This window comes from Streptomyces sp. NPDC090994, from assembly GCF_044768905.1.
In the GTDB taxonomy this organism is placed as follows: Bacteria; Actinomycetota; Actinomycetes; order Streptomycetales; family Streptomycetaceae; genus Streptomyces.
Genome location: NZ_JBIVWS010000004.1, coordinates 282,866 through 297,784 on the forward strand (window position 1 = coordinate 282,866; position 14,919 = coordinate 297,784).

A 14,919-nucleotide genomic window follows, 5' to 3' on the forward strand; every position below is an offset into this window, starting at 1 on the left:
TCTCCTCAGCTACAGGATCAGGTCCTAGATCCCCCATACATCAGGGTCGGATCATCGTACTGTGAACGGGTGAACGGTGGGCGCGGCACCGCCCCGGTCCCCTGCCGGTCTCAGTCCAGCAGCGGCAACAGCTCCGGCAGGTGTCCGTCCGACGCCGCCGCCGCCCGACGCCGCTCCTCCGGGACCTCGCCGTAGAGCGTGGTGCGGGGCCTGGCCGGGCGGCCCGCCGCGTCGGCGACCGCGATCAGGTCCTTGACCGACTTGTACGAACCGTAGGAGGAGCCCGCCATGCGGGAGATGGTCTCCTCCATGAGGGTGCCGCCGAGGTCGTTCGCGCCGGAGCGGAGCATCTCCGCCGCGCCTTCCGTGCCCAGTTTGACCCAGCTGGTCTGGATGTTCGGGATGTGCGGGTGCAGGAGCAGGCGGGCCATCGCGGTGACCGCGCGGTTGTCGCGCAGGGACGGGCCGGGGCGGGAGATGCCGGCCAGGTAGACGGGCGCGTTGGTGTGGATGAAGGGGAGGGTGACGAACTCCGTGAAGCCGCCGGTGCGCTGCTGGATGCCGGCCAGGGTGCGCAGGTGGCCGAGCCAGTGGCGGGGCTGGTCGACGTGGCCGTACATCATCGTCGAGGACGAGCGGATGCCCAGGTCGTGGGCGGTTTCGATGACCTCGATCCAGGTGGCCGCGGGGAGTTTGCCCTTGGTGAGGATCCAGCGGACCTCGTCGTCGAGGATCTCGGCGGCGGTGCCGGGGATGGAGTCCAGGCCGGCTTCCTTGGCCGCGGTGAGCCACTCGCGGAGGGACAGGCCGGTGCGGGTGGCGCCGTTGACGACCTCCATCGGGGAGAAGGCGTGCACGTGCATGCCGGGGACGCGTTCCTTCACCGCCCGCGCGATGTCGAAGTACGCGGTGCCGGGCAGGTCGGGGTGGATGCCGCCCTGCATGCAGACCTCGACCGCGCCGACCTCCCACGCCTGCTGGGCGCGGTCGGCGACCTGGTCCAGGGAGAGGGTGTACGCGTCGGCGTCGGTGCGGCGCTGCGCGAAGGCGCAGAAACGGCAGCCGGTGTAGCAGACGTTGGTGAAGTTGATGTTGCGGGTGACGATGTAGGTCACGTCGTCGCCGACCGCCGACCTGCGCACGTCGTCCGCGATGCGGGCGAGGGCGTCCAGGGCCGGGCCGTCGGCGTGGAGGAGGGCGAGGGCCTCGTCGTCGGTGAGCCTGGTGGGGTCGTCGGCGGCGGTGGCGAGGGCGGCGCGGACGTCGGTGTCGATGCGTTCGGGGGCCATGCCGGGGGCGGCGGCCTCGCGCAGGGCGGACCAGTCGCCGTAGACCTCGTCGAAGTCGTCGCGGCGGTCGGCGGTGCGGCCCTCGGTGTCGATGGTGCGGTGCAGGTCGGTGCGGCCGGAGGGCTGGAAGACCTCGTCCGGTTCCTGCCAGGGCCGGCCCTCGACGGTGGCGTCCGGGCGGGCGAGTCCGGTCTCCGGGTCGGCCAGGGCGCGGACGTGCGGGAGCAGGCGCGGGTCGAGCCAGGGTTCGCCGCGCCGGACGAACTCCGGGTAGACGCAGAGACGTTCCCTCAGCTCGAAACCGGCGGTGCGGGACTTCTCCGCCAACTCCTCGATCCGCGGCCAGGGGCGTTCGGGATTGACGTGGTCGATGGTGAGCGGGGAGACGCCGCCCCAGTCGTCGATGCCGGCGCCGATGAGCCGTTCGTACTCGGCGTCGACGAGGTTGGGGGGTGCCTGGAGGCAGGCGCTCGGGCCCATGATGTGCCGGGCGACGGCCACGGTGGCGACCAGTTCGTCGAGTTCCGCGTCGGGCATGCCGCGCATCGCGGTGTCCGGCTTGGCGCGGAAGTTCTGGATGATCAGTTCCTGGATGCCGTGGTAGGCGCGCGCGACCTTGCGGAGGGCGAAGAGGGACTCGGCGCGCTCCTCGTAGGTCTCGCCGATGCCGATGAGCAGGCCGGAGGTGAAGGGGACGGAGGAGCGGCCGGCGTCCTCCAGGACGCGCAGCCGGACGGCCGGTTCCTTGTCCGGGGAGCCGTGGTGGGGGCCGCCCGGCTCCGACCAGAGGCGGGTCGCGGTGGTCTCCAGCATCATGCCCATCGAGGGAGCGACGGGCTTGAGGCGCTGGAAGTCGGTCCAGGTCATGACGCCCGGGTTGAGGTGCGGGAGGAGGCCCGTCTCCTCCAGGACACGGATCGAGATGGCGCGGACGTAGGCGATCGTGTCGTCGTAGCCGTGCGCGTCGAGCCACTCGCGGGCCTCGGGCCAGCGGTCCTCGGGCTTGTCGCCGAGGGTGATGAGGGCTTCCTTGCAGCCGAGGGCGGCGCCCTTGCGGGCGATGTCCAGCACCTCGTCCGGGGACATGAACATGCCGTGGCCGTCGCGGCGGAGCTTGCCGGGGACGGTGACGAAGGTGCAGTAGTGGCACTTGTCCCGGCACAGGCGGGTGAGGGGGATGAAGACGCTCTTCGAGTACGTGATGACGCCGGGGCGTCCGGCCGCGGCCAGGCCCGCGTCGCGGACCCGGGCGGCGGAGGCGGTGAGGTCGGCGAGGTGCTCGCCGCGGGCCTGGAGGAGGACGGCGGCCTCGGAGACGTCCAGGGCGACGCCGTCCCGGGCGCGCTTGAGGGCTCGGCGCAGGGAGTTCTCGGTAGGCATCCTTCGAGGGTACGTGCGCCTTCGACAGGCCCTAGACGTACTGCGCGTATGCGTCCAGTGTCCGCAGGACGTCCGCCTCCCCCGCCGGCGGGAGCTGGAGGACGGCCTCCTCGATGCCCAGGTCCGCGTAGTGGGACAGCTTGCCCGGGGTCGGGCGGACCGCGTACGGGACGACCGTCAGGGCCTCGGGGTCGCGGCCCGCCTTCGCCCACTCGGCGCGCAGGGCCGGCAGGGACTCCGTCAGGCCGCGCCCGCCGATGGGGAGCCAGCCGTCGGCGTACGCGCAGATGTCGGTGAAGAGGCGAGGGCCCGCCGCGCCGCCGACGAGGGTGCGGGGCCCCGGCTTCTGTACGGGCTTGGGGTGGGCGTGGCTGGCCCGCACGCTCGCGAACTCGCCCTCGTACGCCGTGGGTTCCTCGTTCCACAGCGCCCGCATCACCGCCATCCGGTCCCGGACCAGGGCCCGGCGGGCGGCCCACGGGACACCGTGGTCGGCCGCCTCCTCCACGTTCCAGCCGAAGCCCACGCCCAGGGTGAACCGGCCGCCGCTGAGGTGGTCGAGGGTCGCGGCCTGCTTGGCCAGGCCGATCGGATCGTGCTGGGCGACGAGGGTGATGCCGGTGCCCAGGCCGAGGCGGTCGGTGACGGCGGCGGCCTGGCCGAGCGCGACGAAGGGGTCGAGGGTACGGCCGTACTCGCGGGGCAGGTCGCCGCCGGCCGGGTAGGGCGTGGCCCGCTCGACGGGGATGTGGGTGTGCTCGGGGAGGTAGAGGCCGGCGAACCCGCGCTGTTCCAGCTCCCGGGCGAGCCGGACGGGGGTGATGGTCTCGTCGGTGAGGAAGATCGTCACGGCGATGCGCATGGACCATCTGTACCGGGGGCCGGGCCACCTGTCCATACCGACCGGTCGGCACTGTTCCGTTGATTCAGCTGCCGACCGCCTTCCCGTGTCCCGCAGTTCATGGGTTGATACGAGCGTGGCAGGCGTCACTTCCCGCACCACCCCTGACGGTCGGACCACCCTGGGAGCAGCAGCATGTGCGAGGACATCAAGGACGGCATCGGCAGACGCGCCGTGTTCGTGACGGGCGCCGCCGCCGCCCTTACGCTCACGACCGTGAGCTTCGCGTCGGCGGCCGACGGCCGGCAGAGCCGGACGATCCGCGGCACCCTGCCCACCGGGTCACCGGACTTCGTGTACGTACCCGTCGAAGTTCCGGCGGGAGTGCGGGAGTTCCGGGTCTCCTACTCCTACGACAAGCCCGCCGTGCCGTCCGGCACCGCGGGCAACGCGCTCGACATCGGCCTCTTCGACGAGCGCGGCACCGGGCTGGGCGGCCGGGGTTTCCGGGGCTGGTCGGGCGGGGCGCGCACGGAGTTCTTCGTCCGGGCGGACGAGGCGACCCCGGGATACATCCCGGGGCCGGTGCGGGCGGGGACGTGGCACATCGCGCTCGGCCCGTACACGGTGGCCCCGCAGGGGCTGTCGTACGAGATCACGGTGACGCTGACGCACGGGGAGCCCGGCGAGGCCGTGCGGCCGGTGTATCCGCCGGAGCGGGCGAAGGGGCGGGGGCGGGCCTGGTACCGGGGGGACTGCCATCTGCACTCCTGGTACTCCGACGGGCGCCGCACCCCGGCGGAGATCGCGGCGCTGGCGCGGGCGGCGGGCCTCGACTTCATCAACTCCTCCGAGCACAACACGCACTCCGCGCACGCCCACTGGGCGGACGTGGCCGGCGACGACCTGCTGGTGATGGTGGGGGAAGAGGTGACGACGCGGAACGGGCACGTGGTCGCGGTCGGCACCGACCCGGGGACGTTCGTGGACTGGCGGTACCGGGCCCGCGACAACCGGTTCGGGCGGTTCGCCCGGCAGATCCGGCGGGCCGGGGGCCTGGTGGTGCCGGCCCATCCGCACGCCACCTGCATCGGCTGCAACTGGAAGTTCGGCTTCGACGAGGCGGACGCGGTCGAGGTGTGGAACGGGTCGTACTCGCCCGAGGACGAGGTGGCGCTGGCCGACTGGGACGGCATGCTGGTCGCGTCCGTGCGGGACGGGCGGGGCTGGATCCCGGCGATGGGCAGCAGTGACGCGCACCGCGACCCGGACCCGGTCGGTACGCCGCAGACCGTCGTCCTCGCCGACGACCTCACCCGGCGCGCGATCCAGGAGGGCCTCCGCGCGGGGCGGTCCTACGTCGCCGAGTCCGCGAAGGTCACGCTGGCGTTCACCGCGTCCGGCGGGCGCGGGGAGCACGCCGGGATCGGGGAGCGGCTGTCGGTGGCCGACGACACCCCGGTCACCGTCCGTCTGGAGGTGAGCGGCGCCCCGCGCTGCACCGTCCGGTTCGTCACCGACCAGGGGGTGCTGCACACCAGCGGTCCGCTGCCGGTGTCGGGCGAGGGGGTCGTGGAGTGGCGGACGACCGCCTCGTACGCGGCGTACGTGCGGGCCGAGGTGCGGCACGAGGTGGCGGCGGGGGCGTTGCCGGGGGCGCTGGCCGCCTTCACCAACCCGATTTTCCTCGGGCGGGGTTAGCCCTTCAGGGCCCCTCCAGGTCCGCCACGACCGCGAAGTGGTCCGAGGGCCACACGCCGTCCACCGGGGCGTCGCCCGCGCGCCGTACCGCCCGGACCCGGCCCAGTCCGCCGGGGCCGGGCGGGCCGGGGCGGACGTAGTCGACGCGCTGGGGCGGGCCGTCGCCGGTGATGTGCGGGTTGGCGGGGTCCAGGGTGGCGGACGGGGCGGCCGGGTCGGCCAGGTCCCAGGCGTCCGTGAATCCGCGGGCGGTCAGGAGGCGGACCTCGTCGGTGCCGGGGCCCGCGTTGAAGTCCCCGGTGAGGACGGGCGGGTAGGCGCTGCCGCGCCGGGGCCGGTCGGCGTTCCGGCCAACGGTCCGGTCGACGGTCCGGTCGACGGTCCGGTCGACGAAGTCCATGAGGGCGGTGACCTGACTCCGGCGTACGGCCGAGGCGTGCGGCGCCGAGGTCAGGTGGACGGTGCAGAACGGGACCGGGTGGCCGGGGGCGTCCAGGGTGGTGCGCAGCGCGATCCGCCCGTCGTCGAGCGCGGCGGGCGCCGGCAGCCGCAGCGCCGCCTGCTCCAGCACGGGCCAGCGGCTGAGCACCGCGGCGCCGATGACGACCCGGTCGTCGCCGATCCGCCGCTGCCAGCGCTCGGGCGCGCCGTAGGCCGCCCAGGCCCAGTGCAGGCCGAGTTCCCCGGCGAGCCACTCGGCGAGGTTGCCGCCGTCGTCCGCCGCCCACACCTCCTGGAGGCCCACCGCGTCGGGGCGCAGCTCCCGCAGCACGGCGAGGACCGCCTTCTGCCGTTCCGCCCAGGGCCCGAACCGCCACCACAGATTCCAGGTCACGACCCGCACGACCGCATCACCCGTCTCTCGCACATCCTCGCTTTCCCGCTGAGGCTGTCCGGCGAACATGACGACCGGGCGACGCACCGGGAACGGACGCCCCGTCAGTCAGCGTTGTCCCATGGGCCGATTGGGGAGACCGTGTGAGGGCTCGGTGCCGTGGTGGGGCGCCGTCGGTGATCCGCGCGTCCCCCGGCTGACGGGGACGGTACGGACAGGGCAGACTGACGGGATCGCTCGGGATACCTAGGGGGACTGGATGGACGGTGTGCCGCGAGTGCCGGGGCAGCGGCGGTCGGTTTCCCCGGCGGAGACGGCCGCCCCGGCGGAGACGGCTGACCCGGCGGAGACGGCCGCCCCGGCGGAGACGGCCGCCCTGCGGTTCGGTGTGCTCGGTCCGGTGCGCGCCTGGCGTGGTGACGAACCGCTGGCCACCGGTTCGCCCCAGCAACGCGCCCTGCTCGCCGCCCTGCTGCTGCGCGAGGGCCGTACGGCGACGGCGGCGGAGCTGATCGACGCCCTGTGGGGCGAGCAGCCGCCGCCCCGGGCGCTGGCGGCGCTGCGCACGTACGCGTCCCGGCTGCGCAAGGTCCTCGGCGCCGGAGTGCTGGTCAGCGAGTCGGGCGGGTACGCCGTACGCGGCCCGGACGACGGGGCGCTGGACCTCTCCGCGGCGCGGGACCTGGCGACCGAGGCGGAGAAGGCGCGCGGCGCCGGCGACCTGGGCCACGCCCGGGAGGCGCTCCGGCGCGCGCTGGCGCTGTGGGACGGCGAGGCGCTGGCCGGCGTACCGGGCCCGCACGCGCGGGCGCAGCGGGTCCGGCTGGAGGAGTGGCGGCTGCAACTCCTGGAGACGCGGCTGGACATGGACCTGGAGCAGGGCTGTCACGCGGAGGCCGTCTCGGAGCTGACCGCGCTGACCGCCGCCCACCCGCTGCGCGAGCGGCTGCGCGAGCTGCTGATGCTGGCGCTGTACCGCAGCGGGCGGCAGGCCGAGGCGCTCGCGGTCTACGCCGACACCCGCCGCCTGCTGGCGGAGGAGCTGGGCGTCGACCCGTGCCCGGAGCTCCAGGAACTCCAGCGGCGGGTCCTGCGGGCCGACCCGGACCTGGCGGAGGTGCCCGGACCGGTCGAGCGGCCCGCGCCGGCCCCCGTCCGCCCGGCCCAGCTCCCGGCGACGGTGCCGGACTTCACCGGCCGGGCCGCCTTCGTACGGGAACTGAGCGAGGTGCTGGGCGCGGCGTCCGGGGACGGGAGCCGGGTGATGGCGCTGTCGGCCGTCGCCGGGATCGGCGGCGTCGGCAAGACCACGCTGGCGGTGCACGTGGCGCACCAGGCCCGGTCCGCCTTCCCCGACGGGCAGTTGTACGTCGACCTCCAGGGCACCGGGGCGCGGCCGGCCGAGCCGGAGACGGTGCTGGGCGCCTTCCTGCGGGCGCTGGGCACCGCGGACTCGGCCATTCCCGACTCGCTCCAGGAGCGGGCGGCGCTGTACCGCTCGGTGCTGGACGGCCGCCGGGTGCTGGTGCTGCTGGACAACGCCCGGGACGCCGCCCAGGTACGTCCGCTGCTGCCGGGCGGGGCGGGCTGCGCGGCGCTGGTGACGTCCCGGGTGCGGCTGGCGGGGCTGGCCGGGGCGCACCTGGTCGACCTGGACGTCATGGCGCCGGAGGAGGCGCTGGCGCTGTTCACCCGGATCGTGGGCGAGGAGCGGGTGGCCGCGGAGCGCGAGGCCGCGCTGGACGTGGTGGCGGCGTGCGGTTTCCTGCCGCTGGCGATCCGGGTCGCCGCGTCCCGGCTGGCCGCCCGCCGCACCTGGGCGGTCGCGGTACTGGCGGCCAAACTCGCCGACGAGCGCAGCCGGCTGGACGAGCTGCGGGCCGGCGACCTCGCCGTGAAGGCCACCTTCGAGCTGGGGTACGGCCAGCTGGAGCCCGCCCAGGCGCGGGCGTTCCGGCTGCTGGGACTGGCGGACGGGCCGGACATCTCCCTGGCTGCGGCGGCGGCCGTACTGGACCTGCCCGCCGAGGAGACCGAGGACCTGCTGGAGTCGCTCGTCGACACCTCGCTGCTGGAGTCGGCGGCGCCGGGCCGCTACCGGTACCACGACCTGGTGCGGCTCTACGCGCGTGCATGCGCCGAGCGCGACGAGCGGACGCCGGGCGAGCGGGCGGCGGCCCTCTCCCGGCTGCTGGACTTCTACCTGGCGACGGCGGCCGGCGTCTACGCGATCGAGCGGCCCGGCGACCGGCTGGTGGACCACCTGGCTCCGACCGCCTACCCGGGGCTGGCCTTCCCCGACCGGCACGCGGCCCAGGACTGGCTGTACGCCGAGGCGCACGTCCTGCTGGCCTGCGTGCAGCAGAGCGCGCGGGGGCCCGCCCTGGCGCGCGCCGTCGACCTGCTGTGGGCGGCCAAGGACCTGGCCGAGTCCGGCGCCAACGCCAAGCAGTACGAGGTCGTCGCGCTGGCGCTGCGGGCCGCGGCGCAGCGGGCGGGCGACCCCGGTGTGCTGAGCCGGGCGCTGACCACGCTGACCAACGTCCACCTGGTGGCCGGCCGGTTCCGCGAGGCGGACGAGCAGGCCCGGCTGGCCATGGAGCTGGCCCGGACCGCCGGGGACCCGGCACCGCACTGCTGGGCCGCCAACGACCGGGGCATCATCGCGCTGTACGAGGGGCGCAACGCCGAGGGCGAGGGGTATCTGCGGCAGGCCATCGAGAGTTTCCGCGCGGACGAGAACCTCGCCGGGGAGGCCAGCGCGCTGTGCAACCTCTCCCGCATCCACCTGGCCATGGGACAGGTGACCAGCGCGGTGGAGCTGGCCCGGCGGGGCATCGCCATCTACGACCGGCTCGGGCACGCCCTGCGCGGCGCCAACGGCCGCTACGCGCTGGGGCTGGCGCTCACCGGGCAGGGCCGCCTGGACGACGCCGTCGAGCGGCTGAACGAGGCGCTGGAGGTCTTCCGCGACAGCCGGCAGCGGCTCTGGGAGGGCATGACCCTGTTCCGGCTGGCGGAGGCACGGCTGGCGGGCCGGGAGCCGGCGGGCGCCGCCGCCCTGGCGGAGCAGGCGCTGGCCGTGCTGCGCGGGATCGGCGGCGAGTGGCGGCGCGGCAACGTGCTGACCGTGCTGGGCCGCGCGCTCGGCGCCCTCGGCCAGACCGGCCGGGCCCGGGCCTGCTGGCAGGAGGCCCTCACCACCTTCGACCGGCTGGGCTCACCGGAGGCCGCCGACGTGCGCCTGCTGCTCAGCCCGGCCGCCGTCGCCTGAGCGGCGAGGCGGCGTTCATCGTTCGTTTATCGCCCGGCGGCACCCTCGGGTTGTCGGTCCGTCGCGTCGGGGGGCAGACGGATCAGCGGTGATCGACGCCGCTAGGGTGAACGACCCTGACATGCCCGTCCGGTGGTCTCGGGGGAGCCGCCGGACGGGCTTCGCCGATCGATGGACAGGAGTTCAGGTCATGGCCGATGCCGAGAAGGACCTCGTGGTCAAGCCGCTCGACAACCACGCCACGGGTGTCGAGACCGAGGCCACCACGCAGGACAACCACGCCACCGGCGGGGAGGCCGTCGCGCTGGACAACCACGCGACGGGCGGCACCGTGGCGCCGCTGGACAACCACGCCACCGGTGAGCAGGTCTGACGCGGTCCCGCACGGGAACCCGCTTGGGACCTGACACAGGCCCACGCAGGGGAACGGCCGCGGCGGCACGGAGGGGGAGCCGCCGCGGCCGCCGCGCGTCCCGGCCCGCCGCGCCGTAGCAGACGGCACGAGCGCCACGCCCTCGCGCGTGACACGGCCACCCGCCCGCGCGGGTGCGACCCCCGCCACGCCCTCGCACGGGGCACCACCGCCACTGCCGCCGCGCGCCACAAGCCGCAAGCCGCAAGCCGCAAGCCGCAAGCCGCGGGCAACTGCCGGACCGTCAGGACCCGCGCACGGCCGACGGGGCGCCGCGCCCGACGGCCGTCACCCCCTGCGACCCGCCACACCCACCACGCGCCCGCGCCCGCCCGCCACACCCGCCACGCGCCCGCGCCCGCGCCCGCCCGGCCACCGCCCACGTACCGGCCCAGCCGCCGGCGACCGGCGGCCCCGCGCTCAGGTGCTCGGACACCTACGCGCTCCGCGCCGTCCCCGTCCCCTTCTCCGCGTCCAGCGCGTACACGCACCGGTCCTTGCTGCAGGCGTAGACGATCCCGTCCCGCACCACCGGCGTACCCGTGATCTCGCCGCCGGTCGCCAGCTTCCAGCGCAGCCGGCCGTCGTCGGCCTTCAGGGTGTAGAGGAGGTGGTCGGTGGAGCCGAAGTGGATACGGCCCTCGGCCACCGCCGGGGCGCCCACGATGTCGCCGCCCGCCTGGAACCGCCACTTGGGCGTGCCGGTGACGGCGTCCAGGGTGTAGAGGCCCTTGCCGCTGCCGACGTGGACGTGGCCCGCGGCGACCAGCACCGGCTCGGTGGCGCTGCGGGCCTCGGTCGCGATCCGCCAGCGGTCGCGGCCGTCGGCGGCGTCCAGGGCGTACACCGTGCCGAGGTAGTCGGCGAGGTAGACACCGCCGCCGGTGACGGCCGGGCCGGGCACGAAGGCCGGCGGGGAGAGGAAGACCGCCGGGGCCTCGAAGTGCCAGCGGACGTGGCCGGTCGCCGCGTCCAGGGCCAGGACCCGCGTACCGGCGCAGACGTACACGCAGCCGTCCGGCGCCCGGCCCACCCGTACCGGCACCCCGCCGCAGGAGGCGGCGTCGCCGATCGGGTACGACCAGCGCTCGTCGCCGGTGCGGGCGTCCAGGGCGCGCAGCCGGGCGTTCTGCCAGACGTAGACCGTGCCCTCGTGCAGGGCCGGGCCCGCCTCGGGGGACTCGAAGTCGGTCTGGCAGCCGCCGGACTCCCACAGTTTCCGTCCGGTGGCGGCCTCCCATGCCTGGACGCCGCCGCCCCGGGTGCCGGTGACGACGATGCCCCGCTCGGCCTGGAGCGAGTACACCCAGGCATCCGTCTGGAGCCGCCACAGGTCGGCGCCCTCCCGGGCGTCCAGGGCGTACAGGGTGGGTCCGTCGGAGGCGTGGATACGGCCGTCGGCGACCGCCTTCGACCAGGCCACGTCCCGGGTCTTGAAGCGGCGGCGGCCGGTGGCCACGTCCAGGGCGTGCACCTCGAAGGAGGTGACGTAGACCAGGTCGCCGGCGACGGACGGGGTGCCCCAGACGTCGTTGGACATCCGGAACCGCCAGGGCCGCCAGCCGGACGCCGCCGGGTCGGGCGGTGCGGTGGGCGGTGCGGTGGGCGGTGCGGTGGGCGGTGCGCTCCCCGGCGCCCCGGCCGGTGCGCCGGGGAGCGCGGCCGGGGCGGGCGGCACGGCGGGTACGGCGGGGTCGGCGCCGCCCGCGCCGGAGCGGGGCTTGGCCCAGTGGCCGGACAGGGCGGCCTCCGGGGGCGGCGCCTTGACCACGGCGGCGCGGGTGTCGGCGACCCGGGGGCCGGGGCCGATGGGCACGGCCGCGCCGGCCAGCCGCACCGGGCCGGTGTCGGGGGCGCCCGCGGGGGCGGGGACGGCCGGGACGGGCGCGGGCCGGCCGGGGACGGCGGGGGCGTGGGCGGGCGGGGGCGGGACGGGGACGGGGGCCGGGACCCGGGCGGCGGGGGCGGGCCGCGCCGCCGTGGCCGCGGGGCGGATCGCGGGCCGGCCGCCGCGGCGGGACTCGATCAGGCTCACCGCCCGCTCGGGCAGCCACGCCGACGCCGTACCGCTGTCGTCGGAGCCGGAGCCGAACAGGTGCGGGGCGAGCTGGGACTGGAGGTCGGCGGGGCTGGGGCGGCCGTGTGCCTCCATCTGCATGCAGGACTCGATCAGCGGGCGCAGTTCCTCGGGCAGCCCGTCCAGGTCGGGGCCCTCGCGCAGCAGCATGAAGACCGTCTCGACCGGGTTGGCGCCGTGGAAGGGGGCGTGCCCGGTGGCGGCGAAGACCAGGGTGGAGCCGAGGGAGAAGACGTCACTGGCGCCGGTGACGCTGCGCGAGTCCTTGGCCTGCTCCGGGGACATGTAGGCGGGGGTGCCGACGGCGACGTTGGTCATGGTCAGCCGGGTGTTGGAGACACCGGAGGCGATCCCGAAGTCGATCACCCGGGGGCCGTCCTCGACGACGAGGACGTTGGAGGGCTTGAGGTCGCGGTGGACGAGCCCGGCGCCGTGGATCGACTGGAGCGCCTCGGCCACCCCCGCCGCCAGCCAGCGCACCGCCTGGGCCGGCAGCGGCCCGCACTCGTTCACTATCTCTTCCAGCGAGGGCGCGGGCACGTACGCGGTCGCCAGCCACGGCACCGCGGCCCGCGGGTCCGCGTCGACCACGGCCGCCGTGTAGAACCCGGACACCGCGCGGGCCGCCTCGACCTCGCGGGTGAAGCGGACCCGGAACAGCTGGTCCTCGGCCAGTTCCGTCCGCACGGTCTTGATCGCCACGCGCCGCCCCGAAGCCGAGCGCGCGAGATAGACCAGCCCCATGCCGCCGGCCCCGAGCCGCCCCAGCACCTCGAACGGCCCGATCCGCCGCGGATCGTGCTGCGTCAGCTGATCCACCACTTGCCTGCCACCTCCCCGTACGAGCCGCGCCACCCACATATGTACGCGACCGAAGTGCAGCGTCTCACCACCACACCGCCGCGGCGGCACGCACCCCGATTCTTCCTGTCCGAAGCCTTGGTGGCGAACCGCCGGTCAATCGGGATGTCTCACGGCAATCCCGGGCAAAGCCCACCGCCGGGTCAGCGTTGCAGCAGCGCGAACGAGGCTCCCTGGTCGTCGGTGACCACCGCGACACCGCCGTAGGACGTCTCGAATGGCGGAACCTGGACCCGTCCGCCGAGCCGGACCACCGTACCGAGCGCCGCCTCGCGGTCGCCGACGAGGAAGTGGACGAGGAAATGCGAGGGCATCTCGGCATGGAAGACCCCGGTCAGCGGTGCCCGGCCGAAGTCGGGTTCGGCGCCGGGCCCGAAGAGGGCGTCGTGGAACAGGTCGCCGTAGAAGGCGTCGGCGGCCTCGGTGTCGCGGGTGTACAGCTCGGCCCAAGTGAAGGTGCCCGGCTCGTGCCGCCTGCCGAAACCGGTGTGCCGGCCCGGCTGCCAGAGGCCGAAGACGGCGCCCTGCGGATCGGCGGCCAGGGCGGTGGTGCCGAGGTCGCCGTCCGGGCGGGGCGGGGTGACGAGCTGTCCGCCGTCCGCCTCGATCCGGCGGGCCAGGGCACGGACGTCGGCGGTGGCGAAGTGGACCGTCCACACGGTGGGCATGCGGCCGTCGGTCTTGGGCGTGAGCGCGGCGACGGGGGCGCCGCGCAGCCGGGCCCGCACCGGGCGGCCCGCCGCCCCTTCGTCCGCGAACTCCCACCCGAAGAGCCCGCCGTAGAACCGCTTGCCCGCCGCCACGTCGGGGAGCTGGGCGTCCACCCAGCAGGGGGTGCCCTCGGTGTACTCCCCGGTGTGATCGCCGGTGTGCCCGGATGCCCTGTTTTCGGCCATGTCGTCAAAGTAACCGCGTCGCGCGCACCGCGCAGACCAGGCACACCTGACCCCCGGCACCCCCGCACCCCATTTGCAGTCGGCCGAATAGCGCCCTGATCACCCCTCGGTAAGCTGACGGGCATGACAGGACAAGTGCGTACCGTCGACGGGCGGGTGGCCGGCCGGCGAGGGCAGGCGACCCGGCAGAAGCTGCTCGACTGCCTCAGCGAGATGCTCAGCTCCTCCCCGTACCGCGACGTCAAAGTCATCGATGTCGCCCGCAGGGCGGGCACGTCGCCCGCGACCTTCTACCAGTACTTTCCGGACGTCGAGGGCGCCGTCCTGGAGATCGCCGAGCAAACGGCCGCCGACGCCGCCGCTTTGACCTCGCTGGTCGAGGGCCGCTCGTGGACGGGCCGGGCCGGCTGGCAGGCCGCGCAGGAACTCGTCGACGGATTCCTGGAGTTCTGGCGGAAGAACGACGCCATCCTCCGGGTCGTCGACCTCGGTGCCGCCGAGGGCGACAAGCGCTTCAACAAGCTGCGCACGAGGATCCTCAGCTCGGTGAACGGCTCACTGGCGGAGTCCGTCGCCGAGTTGCAGGCCAAGGGCAAGGTCGACAAGGACGTGAACCCGGCCGCGATCGCTGGTTCCCTGGTCGCGATGCTGGCGGCCGTGGCCTCGCACCAGAAGGGCGTCTCCTCCTGGGGCGTGAAGCAGGCGGAGCTGAAGCCGAGCCTGGCGCTGCTGGTCCATCTGGGCATCACCGGCAAGAAGCCGGCGAAGTAACCTTTCTTCACTTGTTCCTGTGCCTGTGCCTGTTCATGTACCTGTACTTGTACCTGTTCCTGTCCGACGGGCGGCGGTCCACTCCGGTGGGCCGCCGTTCGCCGTTTCCGGCAGACTGGACGCGGCATCTCCCGCCTCGTCGAAGGAGACCGACATGGCCCTGACCCGTGCCGAGCGTGAACAGTTCCTGGCCGAACCGCACATCGCCGCGCTGGCGGTCGACGCGGGCGCGGGGCGGGCCCCGCTGACCGTGCCCATCTGGTACCAGTACGCGCCCGGCGGCGACGTATGGATCATGACCGGGGCCACGTCACGCAAGTACGAGCTGATCAAGGCGGCCGGGCGGTTCTCGCTGATGGTCGACCGGGTGGAACCCACCATCCGGTACGTCTCGGTGGAGGGGCCGGTCGTCGGGACGGAACCCGCCACCCGCGAAGCGCTCCGGGAGGTCGCGGCCCGCTACCTGCCGGCCGAGAAGGTCGACGGCTACGTCGAGTTCGCCTGGGCGGACCACGGGGAGCAGCTGATCGTCCGCATGCGGCCCGAGCGGTGGGTGTCGTCCGATCTCGGCTCGGTGTGAGC

The 14,919-nt window shown here is 74.6% G+C and carries 10 protein-coding genes; 5 read left to right on the forward strand and 5 right to left on the reverse strand.

Annotated features, from left to right (window positions below):
* Positions 1–110: 110 nt before the first annotated feature.
* Positions 111–2,669 (reverse strand): bifunctional FO biosynthesis protein CofGH, encoded by a 2,559-nt coding sequence (locus tag ACIQR3_RS11475; protein ID WP_403537373.1) that lies wholly within the window; start codon positions 2,667–2,669, stop codon positions 111–113.
* 31 nt (positions 2,670–2,700) lie between these two features.
* Entirely contained in the window at positions 2,701–3,531 is an 831-nt protein-coding gene (locus tag ACIQR3_RS11480; protein WP_403537375.1) for an LLM class F420-dependent oxidoreductase, read from the reverse strand.
* Positions 3,532–3,705: 174 nt separating this feature from the next.
* On the opposite strand from ACIQR3_RS11480, the gene ACIQR3_RS11485 reads away from it, so the two are divergent.
* Positions 3,706–5,211: a CehA/McbA family metallohydrolase gene (locus ACIQR3_RS11485; RefSeq protein ID WP_403537377.1), complete on the forward strand. Its 1,506-nt coding sequence runs from the start codon at positions 3,706–3,708 to the stop codon at positions 5,209–5,211.
* Between the two features lie 4 nt (positions 5,212–5,215).
* On the opposite strand, the gene ACIQR3_RS11490 is transcribed toward ACIQR3_RS11485, so the two are convergent.
* Positions 5,216–6,055 (reverse strand): endonuclease/exonuclease/phosphatase family protein, encoded by an 840-nt coding sequence (locus ACIQR3_RS11490; protein ID WP_403537378.1) that lies wholly within the window; start codon positions 6,053–6,055, stop codon positions 5,216–5,218.
* 250 nt (positions 6,056–6,305) lie between these two features.
* On the opposite strand from ACIQR3_RS11490, the gene ACIQR3_RS11495 reads away from it, so the two are divergent.
* Positions 6,306–9,320, forward strand: coding sequence for an AfsR/SARP family transcriptional regulator (locus tag ACIQR3_RS11495; protein WP_403537379.1), 3,015 nt, complete (start codon positions 6,306–6,308; stop codon positions 9,318–9,320).
* 190 nt (positions 9,321–9,510) lie between these two features.
* A complete protein-coding gene (locus ACIQR3_RS11500; protein WP_403537380.1) occupies positions 9,511–9,693 on the forward strand; it encodes a hypothetical protein in 183 nt (60 codons plus the stop codon).
* Positions 9,694–10,168: 475 nt separating this feature from the next.
* Here the strand turns inward: ACIQR3_RS11500 and ACIQR3_RS11505 are convergent, their stop codons facing one another.
* Together ACIQR3_RS11505 and ACIQR3_RS11510 are read right to left on the reverse strand one after the other, a co-directional pair.
* Entirely contained in the window at positions 10,169–12,631 is a 2,463-nt protein-coding gene (locus tag ACIQR3_RS11505; RefSeq protein ID WP_403537382.1) for a PQQ-binding-like beta-propeller repeat protein, read from the reverse strand.
* Positions 12,632–12,813: 182 nt separating this feature from the next.
* Entirely contained in the window at positions 12,814–13,566 is a 753-nt protein-coding gene (locus ACIQR3_RS11510) for a VOC family protein (protein ID WP_403537384.1), read from the reverse strand.
* Between the two features lie 135 nt (positions 13,567–13,701).
* Between ACIQR3_RS11510 and ACIQR3_RS11515 the strand changes: the two genes are divergently transcribed.
* Positions 13,702–14,337 (forward strand): TetR family transcriptional regulator, encoded by a 636-nt coding sequence (locus ACIQR3_RS11515; RefSeq protein ID WP_403537795.1) that lies wholly within the window; start codon positions 13,702–13,704, stop codon positions 14,335–14,337.
* A 154-nt stretch (positions 14,338–14,491) separates the two neighbouring features.
* On the forward strand, positions 14,492–14,917 hold the full coding sequence (locus ACIQR3_RS11520; RefSeq protein ID WP_403537385.1) for a pyridoxamine 5'-phosphate oxidase family protein: 426 nt from the start codon (positions 14,492–14,494) through the stop codon (positions 14,915–14,917).
* Positions 14,918–14,919 lie beyond the last annotated feature (2 nt).

Excerpts from the sequence above, each read along its gene's own strand:
- ACIQR3_RS11475 (WP_403537373.1), bottom strand. The coding sequence starts at position 2,669 with ATGCCTACCGAGAACTCCCTGCGCCGAGCCCTCAAGCGCGCCCGGGAC.
- ACIQR3_RS11480 (WP_403537375.1), bottom strand. The coding sequence starts at position 3,531 with ATGCGCATCGCCGTGACGATCTTCCTCACCGACGAGACCATCACCCCC.
- ACIQR3_RS11485 (WP_403537377.1), top strand. The coding sequence starts at position 3,706 with ATGTGCGAGGACATCAAGGACGGCATCGGCAGACGCGCCGTGTTCGTG.
- ACIQR3_RS11495 (WP_403537379.1), top strand. The coding sequence starts at position 6,306 with ATGGACGGTGTGCCGCGAGTGCCGGGGCAGCGGCGGTCGGTTTCCCCG.
- ACIQR3_RS11500 (WP_403537380.1), top strand. The coding sequence starts at position 9,511 with ATGGCCGATGCCGAGAAGGACCTCGTGGTCAAGCCGCTCGACAACCAC.
- ACIQR3_RS11510 (WP_403537384.1), bottom strand. The coding sequence starts at position 13,566 with ATGGCCGAAAACAGGGCATCCGGGCACACCGGCGATCACACCGGGGAG.
- ACIQR3_RS11520 (WP_403537385.1), top strand. The coding sequence starts at position 14,492 with ATGGCCCTGACCCGTGCCGAGCGTGAACAGTTCCTGGCCGAACCGCAC.